At 44.2% G+C, this 21,838-nt stretch carries 20 protein-coding genes; 12 read left to right on the forward strand and 8 right to left on the reverse strand.

Annotation, left to right across the window (positions count from 1 at the left end; all coding sequences use genetic code 11):
- Positions 1-8: 8 nt before the first annotated feature.
- Positions 9-1,043: an arginine N-succinyltransferase gene (astA, locus tag V1358_RS14545; protein ID WP_347389947.1), complete on the reverse strand. Its 1,035-nt coding sequence runs from the start codon at positions 1,041-1,043 to the stop codon at positions 9-11.
- Between the two features lie 24 nt (positions 1,044-1,067).
- Entirely contained in the window at positions 1,068-2,276 is a 1,209-nt protein-coding gene (locus V1358_RS14550; RefSeq protein ID WP_347389946.1) for an aspartate aminotransferase family protein, read from the reverse strand.
- Between the two features lie 161 nt (positions 2,277-2,437).
- On the opposite strand from V1358_RS14550, the gene V1358_RS14555 reads away from it, so the two are divergent.
- Positions 2,438-2,866 carry an Lrp/AsnC family transcriptional regulator gene (locus tag V1358_RS14555; protein WP_347389945.1) on the forward strand — a complete coding sequence of 143 codons (429 nt, stop codon included), beginning with the start codon at positions 2,438-2,440 and terminating at the stop codon, positions 2,864-2,866.
- Positions 2,867-2,902: 36 nt separating this feature from the next.
- On the opposite strand, the gene V1358_RS14560 is transcribed toward V1358_RS14555, so the two are convergent.
- From V1358_RS14560 to V1358_RS14570, 3 genes are all read right to left on the reverse strand, one after another.
- A complete protein-coding gene (locus V1358_RS14560; protein WP_347389944.1) occupies positions 2,903-3,775 on the reverse strand; it encodes a mechanosensitive ion channel family protein in 873 nt (290 codons plus the stop codon).
- Positions 3,776-3,860: 85 nt separating this feature from the next.
- Complete coding sequence (locus V1358_RS14565) at positions 3,861-4,781, reverse strand: hypothetical protein (protein WP_347393997.1); 921 nt, start codon at positions 4,779-4,781, stop codon at positions 3,861-3,863.
- A 117-nt stretch (positions 4,782-4,898) separates the two neighbouring features.
- Positions 4,899-7,061: a M3 family metallopeptidase gene (locus V1358_RS14570; protein ID WP_347393998.1), complete on the reverse strand. Its 2,163-nt coding sequence runs from the start codon at positions 7,059-7,061 to the stop codon at positions 4,899-4,901.
- A 414-nt stretch (positions 7,062-7,475) separates the two neighbouring features.
- Between V1358_RS14570 and V1358_RS14575 the strand changes: the two genes are divergently transcribed.
- The 7 genes from V1358_RS14575 (at position 7,476) to V1358_RS14605 (ending at position 14,269) form a co-directional block, all read left to right on the forward strand.
- A complete protein-coding gene (locus V1358_RS14575) occupies positions 7,476-8,687 on the forward strand; it encodes an EAL and HDOD domain-containing protein (RefSeq protein ID WP_347389941.1) in 1,212 nt (403 codons plus the stop codon).
- Positions 8,688-8,807: 120 nt separating this feature from the next.
- A complete protein-coding gene (locus tag V1358_RS14580; RefSeq protein WP_347393999.1) occupies positions 8,808-9,971 on the forward strand; it encodes a DUF418 domain-containing protein in 1,164 nt (387 codons plus the stop codon).
- A gap of 48 nt (positions 9,972-10,019) precedes the next feature.
- Positions 10,020-11,111: an ABC transporter substrate-binding protein gene (locus V1358_RS14585; protein WP_347394000.1), complete on the forward strand. Its 1,092-nt coding sequence runs from the start codon at positions 10,020-10,022 to the stop codon at positions 11,109-11,111.
- Positions 11,112-11,214: 103 nt separating this feature from the next.
- Positions 11,215-12,309 (forward strand): 23S rRNA pseudouridine(2604) synthase RluF, encoded by a 1,095-nt coding sequence (gene rluF, locus V1358_RS14590; protein WP_347394001.1) that lies wholly within the window; start codon positions 11,215-11,217, stop codon positions 12,307-12,309.
- On the forward strand, positions 12,306-12,890 hold the full coding sequence (locus tag V1358_RS14595) for a GDSL-type esterase/lipase family protein (RefSeq protein WP_347394002.1): 585 nt from the start codon (positions 12,306-12,308) through the stop codon (positions 12,888-12,890). Before rluF ends, V1358_RS14595 begins: the two co-directional genes overlap by 4 nt.
- Before the next feature lie 180 nt (positions 12,891-13,070).
- Positions 13,071-13,949 (forward strand): polyphosphate kinase 2, encoded by an 879-nt coding sequence (gene ppk2, locus V1358_RS14600; protein ID WP_347394003.1) that lies wholly within the window; start codon positions 13,071-13,073, stop codon positions 13,947-13,949.
- A gap of 14 nt (positions 13,950-13,963) precedes the next feature.
- Entirely contained in the window at positions 13,964-14,269 is a 306-nt protein-coding gene (locus tag V1358_RS14605) for a hypothetical protein (protein WP_347389935.1), read from the forward strand.
- 50 nt (positions 14,270-14,319) lie between these two features.
- Here V1358_RS14605 and V1358_RS14610 read toward each other — a convergent pair whose 3' ends face one another.
- Together V1358_RS14610 and V1358_RS14615 are read right to left on the reverse strand one after the other, a co-directional pair.
- Positions 14,320-17,382, reverse strand: a complete 3,063-nt coding sequence (locus V1358_RS14610) for an efflux RND transporter permease subunit (RefSeq protein WP_347394004.1) — start codon at positions 17,380-17,382, stop codon at positions 14,320-14,322.
- Positions 17,383-18,471: an efflux RND transporter periplasmic adaptor subunit gene (locus V1358_RS14615; RefSeq protein ID WP_347394005.1), complete on the reverse strand. Its 1,089-nt coding sequence runs from the start codon at positions 18,469-18,471 to the stop codon at positions 17,383-17,385.
- Positions 18,472-18,588: 117 nt separating this feature from the next.
- On the opposite strand from V1358_RS14615, the gene V1358_RS14620 reads away from it, so the two are divergent.
- The 3 genes from V1358_RS14620 (at position 18,589) to V1358_RS14630 (ending at position 20,295) form a co-directional block, all read left to right on the forward strand.
- Complete coding sequence (locus tag V1358_RS14620) at positions 18,589-19,473, forward strand: LysR family transcriptional regulator (RefSeq protein WP_347389932.1); 885 nt, start codon at positions 18,589-18,591, stop codon at positions 19,471-19,473.
- Positions 19,466-19,768 (forward strand): MGMT family protein, encoded by a 303-nt coding sequence (locus V1358_RS14625; protein ID WP_347394006.1) that lies wholly within the window; start codon positions 19,466-19,468, stop codon positions 19,766-19,768. Before V1358_RS14620 ends, V1358_RS14625 begins: the two co-directional genes overlap by 8 nt.
- Before the next feature lie 269 nt (positions 19,769-20,037).
- Complete coding sequence (locus V1358_RS14630) at positions 20,038-20,295, forward strand: hypothetical protein (protein ID WP_347394007.1); 258 nt, start codon at positions 20,038-20,040, stop codon at positions 20,293-20,295.
- Between the two features lie 204 nt (positions 20,296-20,499).
- On the opposite strand, the gene trhA is transcribed toward V1358_RS14630, so the two are convergent.
- Complete coding sequence (trhA, locus tag V1358_RS14635) at positions 20,500-21,126, reverse strand: PAQR family membrane homeostasis protein TrhA (protein WP_347389929.1); 627 nt, start codon at positions 21,124-21,126, stop codon at positions 20,500-20,502.
- A 272-nt stretch (positions 21,127-21,398) separates the two neighbouring features.
- Between trhA and V1358_RS14640 the strand changes: the two genes are divergently transcribed.
- A complete protein-coding gene (locus V1358_RS14640) occupies positions 21,399-21,677 on the forward strand; it encodes a hypothetical protein (RefSeq protein ID WP_347389928.1) in 279 nt (92 codons plus the stop codon).
- Positions 21,678-21,838 lie beyond the last annotated feature (161 nt).

The raw sequence follows: 21,838 nt of genomic DNA on the forward strand, positions 1-21,838 counted from the left end.
ACCATTCCTTAACGACTAGATAATGCGAAAAAACGAACCGAATCACCTTGTGATACACCAAGGATTTGGGCTGTTTGCGCATTTAAATAAAGTTGATGTTTGATGTCACAGTACTGCACTGCATCAGAGAAGATTGCTCGAAAATCTTTGACCTTGTCATTACAAATGGCCCAAGTTGTGCCTTGTGGGCGCAAATCTTCTTTGATTAAAACCGGACATACCTTTGATTGACGCACTGTGGCGATGTTACCAAGTTTGGCTTCTATGGTTGGGCCTGCGTCGAATAAGTCGACATAACCACGATGTTCAAAGCCTTCGCGTTGCAACAAGCGCAGCGCTGGTGCGGTATTTTCATGTACTTCACCGATCACCGCTTGTGCTTGAGGGCTCAATAGGCTCACGTATATCGGGTATTTCGGCATCAGCTCACTGATAAAGGTTTTATCCCCTAAACCAACAAGGTGATCCGCTTGCGGAAACTCGATAGAGAAAAAGTGCTTTTGCAGCCACTGCCAAAACGGTGAATGACCGTCTTGGTCACTGACACCGCGCATTTCTGCGATGATGGTGTCACTAAAGCGGTCACTGTGTTCAGCCATAAAGAGAAAGCGAATGCGAGATAGAAAACGCCCAGTTAATCCGCGGCGGTAATCCTCCCGTAAGAACAAAGTGCATATTTCAGAGCAGCCCGTGTAGTCATTACACATAGACAGTGTTTCTACTGTGTTGTATACGTCTAGGCTAGGGCTGTGGTGTACTGAGGTTGATACGCGGTAATGGTACAGAGGAACACTCAAACCAACCGCCGCTTCTATACCTGTGGTACCGACTATCTCGCCTGATTCGGTATCTTCTAATACAAATAAATAGCCTTCGTCGCCGGGGCCTTTGACTGACTTAGCAAAGCTGGCTTGCGCTCGTGCAATTTTTGCTTGTAGAAGGTCGTCATCGACAGGCAAGGAGGTAAATCCATGCCCAGACTCGATGGCGATTTGCTTTAACGCGGCGAAGTCATCGCCGCATATTGGTCGTAAAACTAGCATGATTAATATCGCCGCTAGCAGCGATTATTGCGCTGCAACAACCTGAGCAACCGCTTTTTCAAAGCGGGCTAGACCTTCTTTGATATCGGCTTCAGGAATAACTAAAGAAGGAGTGAAGCGAACCACATCCATACCCGCAACTAGGCTCATAAGACCATTGTCGATTGAAGCGTTAAGGAAATCGCGTGCTTTACCCTTATAGTTATCGTTTAATACCGCACCTAAAAGCAGGCCTTTACCGCGTACTTCACTGAAAACATTGTATTTATCATTAATCGCAGTCAGTCCATCACGGAATAGTTGTTCACGGACTTTAACGCCCTCTAGCACCGCTGGTGTGTTTACAGTATCAAACGCAGCTTCTGCAACAGCACATGCAAGTGGGTTACCACCATAAGTTGAACCATGCGTGCCAGGCTTGAGGTGCTCGGCAATTTCTGTTGTTGTTAGCATGGCACCAATAGGGAAACCACCGCCAAGTGCTTTTGCTGTGCTCAGGATATCAGGTGTAACACCTAAACCTTGGTATGCGTATAAATGACCTAAACGGCCCACACCTGTTTGTACTTCATCAAAAATAAGCAGGGCATTGTGTTTGTCACAAAGCTCACGTACTGCTTGAACAAATTCAGCGGTAGGCGCAATGATGCCGCCTTCGCCTTGCAGTGGCTCCATCATTACCGCACAGGTGTTGTCATCAATGAGTGACTTGAAAGTCTCGATATCATTGTAATCACAATGAACGATATCACCTGGCTTTGGACCAAAACCATCAGAATAAGCTGCTTGACCGCCAACGGTAACAGTGAAGAAAGTACGGCCGTGGAAACCTTTGTTAAAGGCAATAATTTTTGATTTCTGTGCGCCGAATTTATCAAGAGCCCAACGACGAGCTAGTTTAAGCGCTGCTTCGTTTGCTTCTGCACCTGAGTTAGCGTAATACACTTTGTCAGCAAACGTTGCGTCAGTAAGTTTCTTAGCTAAACGAAGAGCAGGCTCGTTAGTCATGACATTAGATAAGTGCCAAAGCTTTTCGCCTTGCTCTTTAAGTGCCGTAACCAAAGCTGGATGACAATGGCCAAGGCAATTTACTGCGATACCGCCAGCAAAATCGATAAACTCTGTACCGTTTTGGTCCCACACGCGAGAGCCTTCACCTTTCACAGGGATCACTTCTGATGGGTTGTAGTTAGGTACCATTACTTCATTAAATAGTTCGCGGTTTACTTGCATGACACACCTTCAATATGAGAGTTAGGAGACCTTTTCACTGCGGCTCCTAATTATAGTAGATTGTTATGCCACTATAGTGACGCCTTTGTGTATAAAATTGCAGTGTCATATTGATAAATTTGCGTATAATGAGCATCAAATTGACGAAAACGGTTATCAAAATGATTAGTTCGCAAGACGAAAAGCTGTTGGCGATGCTCAGAACTAATGCCAGAGCCAGTGTCTCTGACTTAGCAAGAGCGCTCGATTTATCCCGTTCAACGGTGCAAAGTAGAATGCAAAAGTTGGAAGAAACAGGTGTTATTAAAGGCTACAGTGTAGAATATGGTGATGCATATTTGTCGTCCATGGTGTCGGCGCACGTATCTATAAAGGTTAAGCAAAAACTGACGACCAAAACCAACATTGAACTCAAACATATTGATGCAATCACTGAACTTTATGCAATTAGTGGTGAGTACGATCTTATTGCCGTAGTGCAGGCACAAAGTCTAGAAAAGCTGAGTCATTTATTGGATGACATTGGCAATTTAGATGGGGTAGAAAGAACCACGTCTTCGGTGATTTTGGAAACCAAGTTTAAACGATAAAAGAGCGTATCATCGCTCTTTTATCGTACGCGTTAATTAGTCTCGCTTAAGCAGTAATTCGCCGTTCAAATGTATGTCGCGTTGCGGGAAGGCTATTACTACATTGTGCTGTGCGAACATTTTGCAAATGGCAAAGCGAATGTCACTTTTTACTTTACGCACATTGGACTCAGCTTCAGCGTTTACCCAAAATACTGCTTCAAATATCAAGGCACTGTCTCCGAAGTCTGCAAAAATCACTGTTGGGGCCGGGTCTTGCAATATCGCTGAGTTATTTCGCAGGACCTCTGACAATAACTTCTCCACTTGCTCAACATCACTGCCATAAGCAACACCCACACGCACAAAGGTGCGGGCCATGGTGTCCATCAATGTCCAGTTGATCACCGTGTTTTCGAGTAGTTGACTGTTGGGTACGAGCAGGTGCACGCCATCGTTGCGGCGGATGCGTGTGGAGCGAGTGTTAATCGTTTCTACCACACCTTTGGCGTCAGCAACTTCTAAGAAATCCCCAATGCGAATAGGGCGCTCCCATATCAGGATCCAACCACTGATAAAATTATTAATGATGTTTTGAGCACCAAAGCCAACACCGATTGCCACTGCACCGGAGACAAAGGCAAAAGCCGTAAGTGGAATATTAAGCACTTCTAGTGTGGTGAAGGTAATAATGATGATACACAGCACCAGATAAATACGTTTAAACAGCAGCGCAGCATCAGGTCCGATGCGCTTACTAACGATCCGCTTGTGGATGAGCTTACCGACGTAACGCACCAACAACCACACAAACAAAATAAGCAGTGGAATTTGAATCAGTTTAGCAACGGTGAAATCCGAGCCACCATAACTAAATACAACGGTTTCAAGTGCCTGACTCAGGCGCTCTAAAACAGGGCTTTCAATCAAGGTAGGTGTCCTTAAACGAAGAGTAATTATTAAAGTTGTTATACATCAACTATATATCAAATTACTGCGAATGTGAGCAGTCAGATCACTGGTCCACGGTTTTGAGCTCTACTTTTTGTAAAACTTGTTCGTCGAGTTTAAACACATACACATTGCGGCCGATGCCTTTAAATTCCTCGTCGGCAATCACAACTGTATTGTTGTCATAAAAGGTCACCGCTTCTTTTTGTGTGACTATACCTAAATTGATTTTTTGTACATTGCCAGAGAAAAAGTCATCCCCTTGCCAAGAATCAAACAACCATAAATCCGTGCTATCTAATAACGCCAGTTTGCTTCTGTCTGGACTCATAGCACTGGAGGTGATCCAGCACAGCTTTTCTGCTGTGGTGCAAGTTTCAAATGAACTGATAAAGTGGGCTTCATAGTTATCAGCGTGATTACCGATACGATAAAGATTAGTTTTACCGTCAAATGGACTCGTTCTATTTTTTGTGAACAAATACAAATGGTGCTTATATTCAACAAAGGCTTCTAGATCAAAATTTTTGCGATCCGGTGTAACTGGTGCATCCCACAAATCTTTGTAAGTGAATTTAATGATTTCCGCTTCAGTGGTGTCGCCTTTGATATCGATTGGATTTTCGATTTTGTAGATAGTTAACCAACGGCGATTGTTTTTATTGTTACCAAAGTCGCCCAAAAAGAAATGACCAAACTCGTTTTGTGTCATGTCTTCCCAGTCTATGTTTTTGGCATTGGTGACTTCGATGCGCTTGGCAATTTTACCTTTTTCATCCACTTGGTATAGGAATGGCCCGTCACCACCATCATTTATGGCCCACAGGTTGCCACGTTTATCAAACTCGATACCTGAGACTTCTTTTAGTTTAGGGTCAAGTGTCGTGTATTTGTGCTTGTAGAGTTGATAAGACAAATAGCCACCCACAGTCAGCACAATAAGTGTGCTGATTATCAGCAGTGAAAGAAAAGATTTTTTGATCATATAGATACCGATACCGCGTTGAGGGGCGAGTATACCAATCGATATTGTTTATTGCTTTAGCGGACATAAAAAAACGCGACCTAAGTCGCGTTTTTATAAGATTTTAAAAGCGGTTGCTTACTTGTCATCACCATCAACAAGACCACGACGTTTTAACAGCGCGTCGGTGGTAGGTTGTTGGCCACGGAACTCAACATAGCTTTGCATCAAGTCACGGCTGTTACCGCGCGACAATACCTCTTTACGATAATGGTCGCCGTTTTTGCGCGTTAAACCACCTTCGTTTTGCATGTGTGCAAACGCATCTGCTGCGAATACTTCTGTCCACAGGTATGCATAGTAACCCGCACTGTAGCCACCAGCAAAGATGTGGCTGAAGTAACACGTTTTGTAGCGAGGTGGTACAGGGTAGTAATCAATACCATGGCGCTCAAGTGCTGCTTTTTCGAATTGGGCAACATCTTCAATTTGAGTACCAGGCGCAATTGAATGCCACTCCATATCAAGTAATGCAGCAGCTAAGTACTCAGTAGTGTCGAAACCTTGGTTGAAGGTATGTGACTTAAGTAGTTTCTCTAGCAGTTCTTGAGGAATAGGTTCGCCAGTTTGGTAGTGTTTCGCATAGTTTGCTAACACGCTTGGTTCGATATTCCAGTCTTCGTTTGCTTGTGAAGGGAATTCGACGAAATCACGCGCCGTCGCTGTACCTGCAAGTGAAGGGTATTTTACGTCTGAGAACAATCCATGGATTGCATGACCAAACTCATGGAACATAGTTGTTACTTCAGAGAAGGTCATCAGGGTAAGTTGGCCTTCAGCTGGTTTAGGAATATTCTGCGCGTTATAAATTACCGGCTTGGTGCCTTCTAAGTGATTTTGGCCAACATAAGAGCTCATCCACGCACCGCCGCGCTTACCTTCACGAGCATATGGGTCAAGGTAGAATAAACCTACCGAGCTGCTGTCTTCGTTGAACACTTCCCATACAAACACGTCTTCGTGATAGGTCGGAATGTCGTTGCGCTCTTTCATGGTGATACCGTAGAGCTTATTCATAGCGAAGAACAAACCATCGTTGATAACGGTATTCATTTCGAAATATGGCTTCACTAAGCTTGCATCGATATCAAACATTTCAGCGCGCACTTTAGCGCCGTAGTAAGCCCAATCCCATGGCTGTAATTCAAAGTCTTTACCGTCTTTTTCGATAGCGGCTTGAATCATTTCGGCTTCTTTTTTCGCTTTCGCCACTGCTTTAGGAGCTAGGTCGTCAAGCATAGTAAATACTGCGCCTGGCGTTTTCGCCATACGGTCATCAAGTTGGTAGTGAGCCCATGACTCAAAGCCAAGTAGCTGCGCTTTCTCGGCACGTAATTGCGCTTCTTTGATAGCGATTGGACCATTGGTTTGCTGTGCTCGCATCGCCGATGCACGCCACACTTTTTCACGCAGTTCGCGGTTCTCTAGGCTTGAAAGAATTGGCTGGCGGGTCGTGTTAACCAGAGTGATTAGGTAACCTTCTTTACCCGCTTTTTCAGCAGCGGCTTTTAGACTGGCGATTTCGTCTGCGCCTAAGCCTGCAAGTTGTGCTTCGTCAGTCACTAAAATAGTATCTTCTTTGAAGGACTTGAGTACGTTTTGTGAGAATTGTGTGCTGAGTTTCGAAAGCTCAGCGTTGATTTCACGCATGCGTTGTTTTTGGTCCGCATCCAGATTCGCGCCCGCGCGAACAAACTGCTTGTAGTAGTATTCAGTTAAGCGCTGGTCTTCTTTGCTTAGTTTGTCTTTTTCCTTGTAGATAGCGGCGACACGATCAAACAAATCTTTATTCAGATAAATGTTGTCGCGGTGTTCAGCCATGATAGGCGCCATTTTGGCTTCAATGCGCTGATATTCTTCATTTGAAATGAGGCCTGACAAGTTATTAAATGCCGCGCGAACTCGCTTGAGGATTTCTCCTGATTCTTCCATCGCCACAAGGGTATTTTCGAAAGAAGGGCGGCCCGGATTTTTAGCTAGCGCGTCGATTTCGATCTTCTGCTCTTCAATACCTGCTGCAAACGCTGGCTCATACATGTCCATCGTAATTTTGTCGAATTCAGGTGCCATATATTGCAATGGGCTTGGGCGTAAAAATAGATTTTCCTGCGCGACTTCTTTAGCTGGTGCGCTTTGTGCGGCAGTTGGCTTTTGTTCTTGTGAGTTAGTAGCTGGTTGTTCGCTACACGCTGATAGAAGCGTTGTTGCAGCGATTGCTGCAGCAATAACGGATAAACGCATTGTTTGCTCCATGTTGTAAGTGTTATGTCGAGATTCTAATAAGCAATCAGCCAATGCAGGGCACCGGCGAGCCTTCACTATGTGTGTCGAACAAAAGGATAGCGCACAATTTCGCTAACGTTTCAATCACACCAAAACAAACACCTTACTGTGCTTAACAAAGAACAACAAGTCGCTTGAGCTTATTTCGCGGCGATTAATCGTAATTTTCTCTCATAAAGGTTCGCACTCAGGATTTTATTAACTATGCTTTTTTAGGTGGGTTACTAACCCTATGCTTTTGTTCGATTGTTTGGTTTTATCAGCGCAGTATAATGATTAACTGGTTAAGCCTACAAAGCAAAATCAGACTCACACATCAGTTTGAGTTGGCATTGAGGCTAATAAGAAACGTATCTTACAAGGAGACTCGATTTGGATGTGTTTGTAGCTCGACAAGCGGTATTTAATAAACACAATCAGGTCGTTGCTTACGAATTATTGTTTCGCGACAGCGCTGAGAATAGTTTTCCGGATGTTGAGGACAAGGTCGCTACGGCCAAGCTTATTTGCGATAACCAATTAAACCAAGGGCTATCTTTTATTACAGGCGGTCGCAAAGCCTTAATCAACTTTGGTGAGCAATCTCTCAAAGAGCGTCTAGCTGACTTCCTCCCCAATGACAAAGTTGTCATTGAAATTCTTGAAAATGTTACTCCTGATGAGGAGCACTATCAGCTCGTAAATGAGTTGTTCCACAAAGGCTTTCGTCTTGCCCTTGATGATTTTAAATATGAGCCCCGCTGGGAAAAGTTTTTAAAACTTGTGCGTTTGATTAAATTCGATTTGCGTCATTCTACATTTGAAGAGATTGACCAAACCATGGAGTTGTTGCGCAAGTATCCAAAGATTAAATATTTAGCGGAGAAAGTAGAGACACAAGACGAGTACGAGCAAGCAAAACGTCGTGGCTTCGAGTTTTTCCAAGGGTATTACTTTGCCAAACCGCAAATGGTCGCTCAAAAAGATTGCTCAACGCGCTCGCCATTAGTAATGGCAATCTATGCTGAGGCCCTGCGGCCAAATTTAAATCTCAGTAAGTTGGCTGACATTTTTAGTCAGGACACAGGTCTAGCATATAAGCTGTTGCGATTTATAAATTCAGGCTTATTCCCACTGCAAGAGCGAATCGACTCTATCAAACAAGCTTTAGTCTATCTTGGTGAAGAGCGCGTGAGGCGCTTCGTTGCCCTGATTGTGACCGCACACATTTCTCATGAGAAGCCATTGGAACTGACTCGCTTATCTTCGATTCGGGCACGTTTTTGTGAGTTGGTAGCCAAACGCCACTTTCCAGCAGTAGCGAATAGCGCATTTTTAGTGGGGTTGTTCTCATTGATTGACGCCATGCTCGATAGGCCCATGGAAAAAATAGTTGATAATTTGCCATTTCCGGACGAAATTGCGCAGGCTTTGACAGGAGAAAATAACACGCTGTTTTATGTCCTTGAACTTGTCAAAGCTTATGAAAGTGGCAGTTGGTGGGCGATGCAAAAGGCCTGTCAGCCCTTGAATATTGGTGATAAAGAATTGCCCAGTATGCATGCTTCTGCGATCACTTGGTCGCAAATGTTCGATCAACTCTAATCTTTTGATGTAAATCATACCCGTATATAAAAATAGTTACTGAGCTCAAAATCGCCTTGTCTTACAAATACTTTACATGCATGGTATCGCTTTGTTTGGAACTGAAGCAGGAACTGCACCTTGAATAACCATCGGCTATTCGACTCTGATCAGGCAATGGAAGCCATTATGCCGATGACTGGGCGACGCGTTGACCTCGATATTTTACGAGGAATTGCGATATTAGGTATTTTTTTCTTGAACGCGCCTTTTTTCGTGAATTTTGAATATGGCTATGTGTCACCAACGCCCGACAACTTGCTTGATATTGCATTACGTAGTGTTCAAGCGGTAATACTAGATGGACGTTTCCGTGGTTTATTTATTGTACTGTTTACCATCGGTTTAGTCGCTCAATGGTCAAAGTATTCTGGGAGCAATTCGCCTTCTATATATTTAACTCGCCGTCTTAAAGTGCTGTTGGTATTCGGTATTGTCCATAGCTTTTTTATCTGGGCGGGCGACATTTTGCTTGGGTACGCTATTGCGGGTTTGATTGCCCTTAGCATGCTTAACGATGAGCTTGAGGGCATCAAGCGCAATGGCTTGTTGTTCTGTGGTTTGGGGGCGGTATTACTATTCGGTATCGGAATATTGTCAGACATGCCGATGTTAACCTATGAATCTCAATACTATCAGCAGTTTCTAGCTGCATTTACTGGTGATTTTTTTGCAACGAGAGCTGATAACGCGCTGAACGCAGGGCTCATGCTGCTTGCATTGTTAATTGGTGTGCTGTGGTTAGAGTTAGGCTTTATGTTGTTAACCATCTGGGCTTGGCGCAGTGGCTGGTTAACACGCCCTTGGTCTAAAGAGCACAAAAGCGCACTCGTATGGGTGATAGTGATTTGCGCACTCGTTAGTGTATGGCACTTAGTGGAGCAAACGGATTTCTCACAAATACTCGCTATGGTCGCAACATCTATCAGTGGCTTCGTTACAGCCATCGTGGCGTTGCATATTTTAACTTCGTATTCATTCCCTCGCACCTTTATATACCGTGCTATTGCCAATGTCGGTAGGATGTCGTTGAGCTGCTATTTGGCGCAATCTATCGTGATGGTCACACTTGTGCATTTTTATGGTGACGTTTTCGCGCGAACATTTGTGTTACGAGATTATATGGGCTTAGCTTTAATGGTCATGGTGCTCATGGTGCTGGTATGTAATGTGTATTTACACTTTTTTAGGCAAGGGCCCGCAGAGTGGCTCTGGCGTTTTATGTCCCTAAAATCTAGAATATAGTGAACGTGTACAAGTAAGTATGCAAAGTATGTGACCTTGGAGCATTGAATGAACTGGTGTAAGTCGTTGTTGTTAACTTTAGGACTCGCGTTTGCGCCGCTGATATGCGCCAAAACCAGTGTATTGCTCATCAATCCTTCACACTCAGATGATCCTTTTTGGCGTAAGGTAGAAACTTTCACCGCTTATGCTGCGCAAGACTTAGAGATGAAGTTCGACGTGATTTACGGCGACGCGCACCGCGAATTTCAGCAACAGAACTTGCAAGAATATTTAGCCAAAAACCCTGCTCCGGATTATGCCATTTTAATCAATTACCCGGGTGGAGACGGGCAGTCGATGAAACTGCTCGAAGCCCACAAAGTCTTTTACATTACACTTGAACAAACCCTTTCAGAAAAAGAGCGTGAAGCCATTGGGCTACCTGGAGAGAAACTAAAATACTGGCTTTCAGAGCTTAGTCATGACAATGAGCAAGCAGGTTCTGACTTAACCCAAGAGCTCATCCGCCAAGCCAAGGCTAAAAATATGAACCACGTATCGCTGGTGGCAATTGGTGGTCATTACGGGGCAGAGACTGACCACCGAGTTCGAGGGATGGAGCACTTTCTATCACTTGAAAAGGTGCCTCTGAGTCAATTGGTGCACGCACAATGGCGCGCAGATTTGGCAGCTAAGCAAACCACTCTACTTTTACGCCGTTATCCCGAAACTAATATTATTTGGAGCGCCTCAGATGAAATGGCCATGGCTGCGTCTGATGCCGCTATTTTAGCTGGTAAGCATGTGAATAATGATATTTTTATTGGTGGTTTTGACTGGTTACCTGCGGCGTTAAATAGAATCGAAAAACAGCAGCTTACAGCTTCTGTCGGCGGCCATTTTTTAATGGGGGCGTGGGCGGTCATTAAAGCCTATGACCACGATAAACTCGGTGAAAAAGCGCGGCTCCCAGCCAATATCAGTTTTAAGTTAGCAATTGCCAATGCGGATAACGTATTGCGAATAAAGCCACTTGTAGAGCCTCTGAACTGGCGAGACATCGATTTCAAGCAATATACGCGTACTCACAACTCCAGTCTGACGGACTACCCGTTTGATGTGTCTAGTATTTTGGAACAGCATTTTACGTCGCAATAGCTATTCTTTTTGCATTATTTACACTGAACTGCACCAGTAAATTCGGATTTTTTACAGCGACTCTATTACAATAGGCACAATTGAACGTTTATTTGTAGAAAAAATGAGCTTGCCAACACGCCTTAATAAATACATCAGTGAAACCGGTTTTTGTTCTCGCCGAGAAGCCGACACGTTAATCAGTACTGGCCGAGTAAAAGTCAACGGCGGCGTGCCGCAAATGGGTGACAAAGTCAGCGATGCAGATGTGATCTTGATTGACGGTAAACCGCTAAAAGCTAAACCTAAGCGTGTGTATATTGCGTACAACAAACCGGTGGGCGTCACATGTACTACAGAGAGCAAAATCAAAAGTAACATCGTCAGCGCTATTAATTACCCTGAGCGTATTTTCCCTATAGGACGATTAGATAGGCCGTCCGAGGGCCTTATTTTTCTCACAAATGAAGGTGATATCGTCAATAAAATCCTGCGCTCAGGGAACAACCACGAAAAAGAATATGAGGTTCAGGTAGATAAGCCGTTAAATCAACGTTTTGTTGAACGTATGGCGGGTGGCATTCCTATTCTTGGCACGGTGACCAAAAAATGTAAGGTTGAGCAAGTGGGCAGTGATCGCTTCCGCATCATTCTCACCCAAGGATTAAACCGTCAAATTCGTCGTATGTGTGAATACTTGGGCTATGAGGTGACTAAGCTCAAGCGTACGCGCATCATGAATGTCACTCTTGAGGGTTTAAAGGCCGGCCAATGGCGCCATTTAAGTGAGTCGGAGATGGCGACAATCAATGATTTGATTGCTGATTCTGGCAAAACAGAAGAACACTCTCAAGACATCAATAAAGTCATGAAAAAGCCACACCAGCAAAATGACCGTGACCCTGAATTTCGCCCATCAAAGCGAACGCATAGCGACAATTTTTCATCGCGCGGTGATAAGCATGAACAGCGCCAAGGTCAGAATTTGAGAACAAACGAGCGAGCATCGCACAAACCTGATGGTAAACGCGCCGGCGCACCAGCCAACAAGACAGGTGGCAAGCCAGCAAAGAAACCATATGGTAAGTCAAATGAAAAGTCGTATACCAAGCCGTCTGGCAAACCCAGTAACAAGCAAGGTGGCCAGACTCGTGACAAAGATAAACCAGCAAAGACCAACCAAAAGCGCATTGGTGGCACATTGAGTTTAAAAAAATGAAACGTCTGCTCGCGTTAGTCTATGTTGTATTGTTAGTTGCATGTTCAGACTCGAGCCAAGTTTCGCTGAGCCGCGATGCAACTATTATCGCATTTGGTGACAGTTTAACGGTCTCATTAGGCGCGAAAAATACCACTTATCCGCAGCACTTAGCGCAATTAACGGGCCTAGAAGTTATCGCCAGTGGTGTTTCAGGTGAGCAAACTCAGGGTGGATTAGCTCGCTTAGAAGCGGCACTTGAGGCAAATCCTGCCGATGCACTGGTACTGCTAGAAGGTGGCAATGACTTTTTGCGTAATCAACCAATGAATGTAGTTAAAGCTAATCTGGGCGCCATGATAGCGCTGGCGCAGCAGCGCGGCTTGCAAGTCATCCTTGTAGCAGTGCCGCAAAAGTCGCTGTTTCTAAGCGACGCACCAATATACCAAGAACTGGCTGAGCAGTATCGGGTGGTTCTTGTGGCCGATACCCTCAGTGAATTACTTGCCGACAATGAGTTTAAGTCAGACCAAATCCATCTCAATGACCAAGGATATATACGATTGGCTGAGGCCATCGCACAAAAGATTGTCGTTAGATAGTTACTTCTTAAATTCCCCCTCATTAAATATAGTAAACTGCACTTTGAACCCGATATGGGTTCAAAGTTAGATTTAGATCAACTCGCTTTTCTCCCATTCCCATATAGTTACCTTGAAAGTACCTATTAAGAGAACAAAATCTACCGAGTTTTCAACCGAGTTATCTATCAAGGAGTCTCTATGCAGACAATCAATGTCGAGCATTCACCCTCAAAGGCTATTAACAATGCTAAGAAAAGCGTTGTTTTCGATTTAAACGCCAAAAATCCAGGGCTCAAGTGGAATGCGGACGGCAACTATCCCTACAAGCGCAAAATGGACGTGGTTGAATATGAGCGCCATAAACATGAGTTACAAATTGAACTGTTAAAAATGCAGGGCTGGGCAAAGGAAACCGACCAGCAAATCGTGATCTTATTTGAAGGACGTGATGCGGCGGGCAAGGGCGGCACCATTAAACGCTTTATGGAGCATCTTAATCCTCGTGGTGCGCATGTCATCGCTCTAGAAAAGCCCACAGCTCGAGAGCGCGACCAATGGTATTTCCAGCGTTATATCAATCATTTACCAGCAAAAGGAGAAATCATTCTGTTTGACCGCTCTTGGTACAACCGAGCCGGTGTTGAAAAGGTCATGGGCTTTTGTGACGACCAAGAGTATTTAGAGTTTATGCGTCAAACGCCTCAGTTGGAGCGCATGCTGGTAAACAGTGGCATCAAGCTCTTTAAGTATTGGTTCTCTGTAAGCCGTGAAGAGCAATTTAGGCGCTTCAAATCACGCCAAAGTGACCCATTAAAGCAATGGAAATTGAGCCCCGTTGATATGGCATCGTTGTCGAAATGGCACGATTACAGTGCCGCAAAAGATGCCATGGTATTTCATACCCATACTAAAGATGCGCCGTGGACGCAGATCCGCTCTGACGATAAAAAACGCGGTCGAATCAATTGTATGCGTCACTTCTTAAGTTGTCTTGATTATCCGGGAAAAGACGTGGATGTAGTAAACCGAGTAGACCCTTTGATAGTGGGTGAACCAAGCAAGATGACGCAACGATAAGTAGGGGCACAAATATGGCAAAAACCGTCTCAGTATATGAAGAAAGACTCAATAAACTTGAAAAAATTATCGCTAAAAGTAAAAAGGAAGTAGAGCGCACTGCAGAGATTGCGAAGGTGGCCTCAGAGCGTGCACAAGCAGCGGTCGATAAGGCGCTTGAAGCTGAACAAATTGCTGAAAAAGCAAAAAAACAGCTCAAGCGAGCAACAAAAGAACTTAAAGAAGCAAAGGTGTTAAAAATAGCGCAGAAAAAAGCTTCCAAAAAATCTGCGATTAAGCGTGCTAAGCGCCTGGCGAATAATAAAAAAGCCAAAAAGTGAGTGCGTAACATAGATGAAAAGGGCTTACTGGTGTAAGCCCTTTTGCGTGTTTATCTTTTATGGCTTTGGATGCCAAAGAACTTGCAGTAAAGCACCGGAATAACTATCAAGGTCAGTACTGTAGCAAAGCCTAGCCCAAACATGATGGTGACTGCCATTGATTTGAAGAACACATCAAACAGTAACGGGATCATCCCAAGAATCGTGGTGATTGCAGCCATGGCTACGGGTCGAACACGTGACACACCCGAGTCAAACACCGCTTGATAAGGATCTTTACCTGAATCCAGCTCTAGGTTGATTTGGTCCACCAACACAATCCCGTTTTTGATGAGCATGCCGGAGAGGCTCAACAAACCAAGCAACGACATAAAACCAAATGATGCATTCATGCTTAATAACCCAGCACTGACACCGACGATTGCCAGTGGCACTGTGGTCCAAATTACCAGAGGTTGGCGCACTGAGTTAAACAGCAGCACGGTGATTGCAAACATGCCTAAGTAACCTAAAGGTAACGAGCCAAAAATGGCACTGCGTGCTTTGCTGGAAGACTCAAATTCGCCTCCCCATTGCAATTCGTAACCATGCGGTAGTTCAATAGCTTCAATGTCTGCGCGAATGCGCGCGAACAGTTTGGCAGGTGTTTCATCACCGAGTAAGTCATGATCGGCCATTACGGTAAGCGTGCGTTTTCGGTCGCGACGCATAATCAGAGGGTCTTCCCAACGCACTACAAAATCATCGACTACTTGTGTTACCGGCACGAATACTCCTAGAACAGGGCTGTATATTTGTAAGTCACGCAAGCTTTCCACATTCAAACGCTCTTCAGCTGGACTGCGAGCAATTATCGGCAGCAATTGTGTGCCATCACGGTATAGACCAACCTTTTTTCCGCTCACACTGGTGAGTAATAATTGGTCGAGATCGCTTTTACTCACGCCCAGTCGACGTGCCTTTTGTTCATTAAGAATCGGGCGAATTAACTTGGAGCGTTGACGCCAATCATCGCGAATATGGTAGGCGCCACCATCAGCTTCAAGAATAGCTTTGGCTTGTTCACCTAATTGGCGCAATATCACAGGATCAGGGCCGCTAAAACGTGCTTCAATTTTGGCATCCGTTGATGGACCAATTTCCATGCGTTTAATTTTTAGCTTAGCGTCGGTAATGTGATTGCGTTCGTATTCGCGCACTGCATCTATCATAGTGAGCACAGCGTCACGGTCTTTCACACGGACAATAAGCTGTGCAAACGCTGCGTATTGCTTTTCTGGCGCGTAGGTCAGCATAAAGCGCGGGGCACCTTGGCCGATAGTGCTGGTCACTTCTTCTACTAAATCTTGCTCTAGTAGAAACGCCTCTAGTTCTTCTACGCCCGCGCTGGTGGTGCGAATATCAGCACCTTGATAGTGCCAATAGTCAATGTAAAACATCGGTGTGTTTGAAGCAGGGAAGAAAGATTGCTTTACGGAGCCAAAACCTACTACCGCAGCCATTAACAGCATCACCATTAAAACTATGGTGGTTTTGCTATAGTGCATTGCACGACTTAAGATGAATTTATAGGCGTTAAACAGGGCACCTTGGTAAGGGTCTTCATTTTTATCGTCAGCGCTTGACTTCAACTGCTCTTTAAACAATAAGTCAGCGAAAAATGGCGTGAGAGTAATGGCTGTAACCCAACTCAATAGCAAGGAAATAAACAACACCCAGAACAAGCTGCCAGCAAACTCACCGCTAGCATCCGAACTAAGGCCAATAGGCGCAAACGCAGTAATGGCAATCACCGTGGCACCGAGAAGGGGCCATTTTGTCTGACCAACGATATTCACAGCCGCTTGTAATTTAGTTTGTCCACGCTTGAGATTGATTAAGATACCTTCGGTAATGACGATGGCGTTATCAACTAACATCCCCAGCGCGATAATCAAGGCTCCCAGTGATATGCGCTGCAAGTTAATCCCAAACAAGGCCATAAAGATAAAGGTGCCAAGCACTGTGAGCAGCAATATTCCGCCAATAAGCAGGCCGCTTTTTACCCCCATGAATACCAAAAGTATGACGATAACGATGGCGACGGCTTCAAATAAACTGAGAATGAAACTAGAGACTGAGTTCTCAACTTCTTTGGGTTGGTTATAAATAGCATCGATTTCCATGCCATGTGGGCGCTGATATTCCAACTCTTTTAAGTGAGCATCAATTCGTGCGCCAACATCAACCACGTTTACATTGCTAGCAAACGACAGGCCCAGCAATAGCGCTTGTTTTTCGTTGTAGCGCACTATGTGATTCGGTACTTCTGCATACTCACGATACACCTTGGCAACATCGCCAAGATAAATAAGTTCGCTTGCCCCTGGGCTTGAAATCAATAGGTGCTCAAGTTCACTAACATTATCGAATTCGCCAGTTGGGTGCAGACGAATAGACTCGCCATCAACCATGACGCGCCCTGCATTGGATACAGTATTTTGAGCTTGTAGCAACGAGAAAATATGGTTAGGGCTGATCCCTAGTTGCGCCAATTTGTGGGTAGATATCTCAACTATCACTTGGCTTTGTTGCTCGCCAGCAACACTGACTTTGCCCACGCCATCTACCAGTACGAGTTCGCGTTTGAGGTAATCTACATAGTCTTTTAGTTCGTCGTATGAATAACCGTCTCCGGTTACAGCGAGCGTTACACCGTATACATCACCAAAGTCATCCATGACTTTGCTAGGGTATACACCTGGTGGCAAAGATGCAGATAAATCGTTGATTTTACGACGTAACTCATCCCAAATTTGCTTTAAGTCTTCTTTGCGATAGTTACTTTTCATCTCTACGGTAATTTGGCTCTTACCGTTTGATGAAATAGAGGTGACGTAGTCTACATAAGGCAACTCTTGAATGGCATTTTCAATCGGGAAAGTCACTTCTTCCTCGACCTGACGCGGCGACGCGCCGGGGTAAAGGGTGATCACCATGGCCTTTTTCAATGTGAATTCAGGGTCTTCGAGTTGCCCAAGTGAAAAGTAGGAAACTGTACCGCCAACTAGCAAGAATAACGCAAACATCCAACTAATGACTTTGCGCTCCATAGCGAGAGAAACCAAATTCATTTACAGGCCTCGCTCTTTTTGCCACGGTCTTACTTTCATGCCTTCTTTGAGGTAATGCACGCCAGCGGCGACGATTTGCTCTCCGGATTCAATGCCTGAACGTACTTCAATGCCATTTTTATGTAGCTGACCAACTTCGACGGCGCGTTTGCTTACTAATCCCATTTGCGGATCGTACACCCATACAAAACTGTTATTTGTTGTGTCTTGTTCAGGATCTGAGAATACCGCTTCTGCTGGTAGCTTATGCCATGGTTTAACGTTCTTTGTGATCTTACTGATGTCTATATATACATGGCCTGTCATGCCAGCAAGTAAATTAAAGTCCTCAGGGACTGGCAATGAGAACACTACTTTATAGGTGAGTGTCGCTGGATCGGCTTGGGTATCGTATTCTTTGATAGTGAGTTTGTAGGATTTATCTGGGAAGCCATCAAAAACCACAGTAGGTTGATAGAGTGTTTCTTTGTCCACGCGTGCTACAAGTTTTTCTGGCACCTGGATTTCAACATCCATCAAATCGCGTGTTTCCAAGCGTAAGATATTTTGCTTGGCTTGAATATTCTCAAAGTTTTTTACAAAGACCTTTGCCACTGTGCCTGCAAATGGTGCGCGTAACTCAGAGTTTTCCAAGTTTGTCTTAGCAATATTGAAAGCAGACTCAGCGACGCGTGCGTTTGCAACGGCTTGGTCTAGTTCAGCTTGGCTGGCAATTTTTTTGTCGAACAAAGCTTGAATACGTTGTAATTGTGATTGCGCTAAATCGTAACGTGCTTTGCGCTCGTCATACTGAAGTTGAAAATCTTCGGGATCTAATTTCGCCAACAGTTGGCCTTTTTCCACTTCAGCACCAGCAAGTACTGGGAACTCAATCAGTTCACCATTAACACGAAATCCAAGGTATGAACCTTGGTGCGCAACAACCTCTGCTGGAAAACTGCGCATGATACTCTCATCACTTTGGCCTACCGTTAACAGTTTGACAGGGCGAACCGGTGGAGGCTCAACTGCTTGTTCTTGCTGTTCAGAACAGCCGAAAATGGAAAAACAAAAGGTTAGAATAGAAACAGTACAAAGTGCACGCCGCATTATTAGTAACTCCCTGCATCATTAGCATAAGGCGATAGTCAGTGTAGTAGCAAAGGGTACTTTAGGATAAACTGAATTAAAAATTATAAATAACTTTAAACAAGATAAGGTTTGTTTATGAAGTTGGCTTGGCTGCAGGTACTTGATGTGCTCTCTCGTAGCCGCTCTTTAAGTGATGCGGCACAGCAATTACACAAAACACAACCGGCATTGACTATGACGGTAAAAAAAATAGAGGAAGAAGTGGGCTTTGCTGTTGTAGATAGGGCGGGGTATCGATTTAGTCTTACGCCACAAGGTCAAGCATACTGTCGACGCGCACAGCAAATATTGCAAGAGCTAGAAGGCTTGGATGAGTTTAGTAGTGAATTGGCCAATGGAAATGAACCCATATTCCGCTTGAGCTACGAGCAGGTATGTGTGAGCGAAGAAGTCAGCCGCGTACTCAAAGATTGTTATCACGAGTATTCGCACACTGAGTTCGTTGTCGATAGCGGGAAACGCTTTAGCTCTCTTGAGCAAGTAAACAAAGGTCAGTGTGACCTTGGTATTGGTCCTTGGTTTGACATTTTCCACGCCAGTGGCGATTTGGAGAGTGTTCCTTTGGGCACTATCAAGGTGGGGTTGGTAGCGTCGCCAAAGTTAGTTGCTAATGCGCAACTTACTTCTAAAGAGCTGATGCAATACCCCTGCATGTCAATTTACGAAACAGGGTTACGTTTCGAACATGAGCCCTTGTCATTTCTGAACAAGGTAGCGATGATGAAAATCGACGATATTTTTGTGTTGCGGTCACTACTTCTCAACGGTACAGGGTGGGCCTTGATGTGTTTAGACTTGTGCCAACAAGAAATTGATTCAGGCCAATTGCATGTGTTGGAACTGAGCGACAGAGAGTATCTTTTCCAAGCACAGATTCGAGCGTTTCGTCGCCATTCTCGACATCATGGTCCGGTGGCAAGGAGTGTATGGCAACGGTTAAAGGAAATAGCCCATGAATAAACAGGAGATGATCTATCAAGTGGTATCGGCTATTCCCCATGGCATGGTGTGCAGTTATGGTGAAGTAGCCAAGCGAGCAGGACTACCGGGTTATGCTCGATATGTTGGCCACACCATGAAAAACCTACCTAAGGGTAGTCGGATACCTTGGCATCGGGTGGTGAATTCGCAGGGGAAAATATCTTTTCCTTTTGGCAGTGATAGTTTTATCAAGCAGCAAGAGGCTCTGCGCAGTGAGGGCATCTTAGTGAACAAGGGTAAAGTCAGCATGACTAAATATTTCTGGCGGCTGTAAGCCGCTGAGGCCAGTATGCCTTTCTTACTAATTTCTTTTCTTATTTTGATTAGCTATTTCATGACATTGTTCTAGTGGTTAAATCCACTAAATTCGATGTTAAAAACGCTAATAGTTAGTCATTGTAGTTTTATTAACACTCTTGGCTCATTCGAAGACTCTATAAAAAACCATTAAATATCAACGTTATAAAAAATATTTTCATAATGGCACAACCTTTGTAATAGGTATTGCGACTAACTTAATAACACATTAACAGGAACACCATTATGAACACCTTAACTAAAGCAGCTATCATCGCTACAACTTTAACTTTCAGTATGAGCGCAAGCGCTAATTCACTTAGTGATGAAATTGAGCGCGCTGTAAAAGAAGCGGCTACACAAGCACTATCTGCGCTGGTAAACACGCAAAAAGCGACTATCACACAGCAAACTAAAGCTTTGTTCGAAAGCTCGTTAAAAGGTCAAGAAACTGAGAAAAAACAGCAGCAAGACAACAAAACTGGTGAAGAAAATGACGCCTAATCTAGCATTACTCGGATTGATGTTATTGCCTGTCGCTGGTTTGTTTGGCACATATCTTGGCTTTAGCGTTTTTCGTCATCTCGGTGTATTGATTAAGTAGTACTCACCGAGATTGATAAGGCGTGTGTGCTTCAACGGACTGAACAGCAAACGAGAACACACACGAAGACCTTTATCACATAGAAACGAATTACAAAGTGTCGTTTAAATCACATACAAATAAATGGCTAGAAAGTGGCATAGGCAGGCAATTAACACAAAAATGTGCCAAATAGCATGGCTAAATTGCTTGTGTTTCGCGCTATAGAATACAGTGCCAACACTAAATAAAACGCCGCCTAGAACCAATAACCACAATGCCGCACCAGGCAACGCAAGATAGAGCGGATAAACAAACGCTAACGCAATCCATCCCATCACTAAATAAGTAGCCAGCGAAACTCGTGGCCTTGGCACTTTGGCAAACAGCTTAAAGATCACTCCAAATGCAGCTAAGCCCCATATACACAACATGCCAGCTACGGCCCAATAGCCTCCGAGTGCAACCAGCAGAAACGGTGTGTAGGTACCTGCAATTAAGAGGTATATAGCACTGTGATCAAGCTTTTTAAGTAGTGCACGTGCTTTTTGTTTTGCACTGACGTGATAACAAGTAGAGCTAATAAACATCAACAGCAAACTCACACCGTAAATAAGTGCGGCCACCATTGATGTGGTGCTTTGGCTTTGCATCAACATAGCAACCAATGCCGCAACAGATAGCACGGCTCCAATACCATGACTGAGCCAATTAATTTTTTCTTCGATAGGAGAATAAGCAGAGGTGTTCATATCGAATTACATTCCCAAGAACAAAATTCAGGGCTCACTATAACTATTCAGCGTACACTTGTACACTGAAATTTAAAGTGGTTAAAATGACGAACTTGACTGTTAAATAGACCATTTTTTGGTCTTGATATGTTTATTGCAATCATCTACATAAATTGAAAATACATTAAAAGTGCAAATAAAACAACAGCTTAAAATTTATTTTCGTAATGGCACAACCTTTGTAAAAGATAATGCGACTAACTTAATGAACCATTAATAGGAAGACCATTATGAACACTTTAACTAAAGCATTAATCGTTACAACAACTTTAACTGTGAGCATGGGCGCAAGTGCAAACTCTCTTACAGATGATATTGAACGCGCTGTGAAAGAAGCTGCCAATGAAGCGCTAGCGACATTAGTAAACACGCAAAAAGCATCGCTTGAGAAAGCGACTAAAGAGCTATTTGAGCGTTCAGCTGATCAACAGCGCCAAGCGAATTCATCTCAAATGAACGCGCCTCAAAACAACAATAAAGCAACTAAGGGCGATAATGATGCCGCTTAATTTTGCACTACTTGGCCTATTGCTACTCCCAGTGGCAAGTCTGTTAGGCACCTACTTAGGCTTTAGCCTATGTCGTTATCTCGGTTGGTGGATAAAGTAGTACCCCAAAACCGAGCTGCCTGTGGTAGGTTTAACTGTAATTCAGAAAAGAAGAATCACCA

Source organism: Pseudoalteromonas pernae (assembly GCF_039831865.1).
Lineage (GTDB): Bacteria > Pseudomonadota > Gammaproteobacteria > Enterobacterales > Alteromonadaceae > Pseudoalteromonas > Pseudoalteromonas pernae.

What these genes read in the sequence shown, in the direction of transcription:
- astA (WP_347389947.1), bottom strand. Translation starts at nt 1,043, where the DNA reads ATGCTAGTTTTACGACCAATATGCGGCGATGACTTCGCCGCGTTAAAG.
- V1358_RS14550 (WP_347389946.1), bottom strand. Translation starts at nt 2,276, where the DNA reads ATGCAAGTAAACCGCGAACTATTTAATGAAGTAATGGTACCTAACTAC.
- V1358_RS14555 (WP_347389945.1), top strand. Translation starts at nt 2,438, where the DNA reads ATGATTAGTTCGCAAGACGAAAAGCTGTTGGCGATGCTCAGAACTAAT.
- V1358_RS14565 (WP_347393997.1), bottom strand. Translation starts at nt 4,781, where the DNA reads ATGATCAAAAAATCTTTTCTTTCACTGCTGATAATCAGCACACTTATT.
- V1358_RS14570 (WP_347393998.1), bottom strand. Translation starts at nt 7,061, where the DNA reads ATGCGTTTATCCGTTATTGCTGCAGCAATCGCTGCAACAACGCTTCTA.
- V1358_RS14585 (WP_347394000.1), top strand. Translation starts at nt 10,020, where the DNA reads ATGAACTGGTGTAAGTCGTTGTTGTTAACTTTAGGACTCGCGTTTGCG.
- rluF (WP_347394001.1), top strand. Translation starts at nt 11,215, where the DNA reads ATGAGCTTGCCAACACGCCTTAATAAATACATCAGTGAAACCGGTTTT.
- V1358_RS14595 (WP_347394002.1), top strand. Translation starts at nt 12,306, where the DNA reads ATGAAACGTCTGCTCGCGTTAGTCTATGTTGTATTGTTAGTTGCATGT.
- ppk2 (WP_347394003.1), top strand. Translation starts at nt 13,071, where the DNA reads ATGCAGACAATCAATGTCGAGCATTCACCCTCAAAGGCTATTAACAAT.
- V1358_RS14605 (WP_347389935.1), top strand. Translation starts at nt 13,964, where the DNA reads ATGGCAAAAACCGTCTCAGTATATGAAGAAAGACTCAATAAACTTGAA.
- V1358_RS14610 (WP_347394004.1), bottom strand. Translation starts at nt 17,382, where the DNA reads ATGAATTTGGTTTCTCTCGCTATGGAGCGCAAAGTCATTAGTTGGATG.
- V1358_RS14615 (WP_347394005.1), bottom strand. Translation starts at nt 18,471, where the DNA reads ATGCGGCGTGCACTTTGTACTGTTTCTATTCTAACCTTTTGTTTTTCC.
- V1358_RS14620 (WP_347389932.1), top strand. Translation starts at nt 18,589, where the DNA reads ATGAAGTTGGCTTGGCTGCAGGTACTTGATGTGCTCTCTCGTAGCCGC.
- V1358_RS14625 (WP_347394006.1), top strand. Translation starts at nt 19,466, where the DNA reads ATGAATAAACAGGAGATGATCTATCAAGTGGTATCGGCTATTCCCCAT.
- V1358_RS14630 (WP_347394007.1), top strand. Translation starts at nt 20,038, where the DNA reads ATGAACACCTTAACTAAAGCAGCTATCATCGCTACAACTTTAACTTTC.
- trhA (WP_347389929.1), bottom strand. Translation starts at nt 21,126, where the DNA reads ATGAACACCTCTGCTTATTCTCCTATCGAAGAAAAAATTAATTGGCTC.
- V1358_RS14640 (WP_347389928.1), top strand. Translation starts at nt 21,399, where the DNA reads ATGAACACTTTAACTAAAGCATTAATCGTTACAACAACTTTAACTGTG.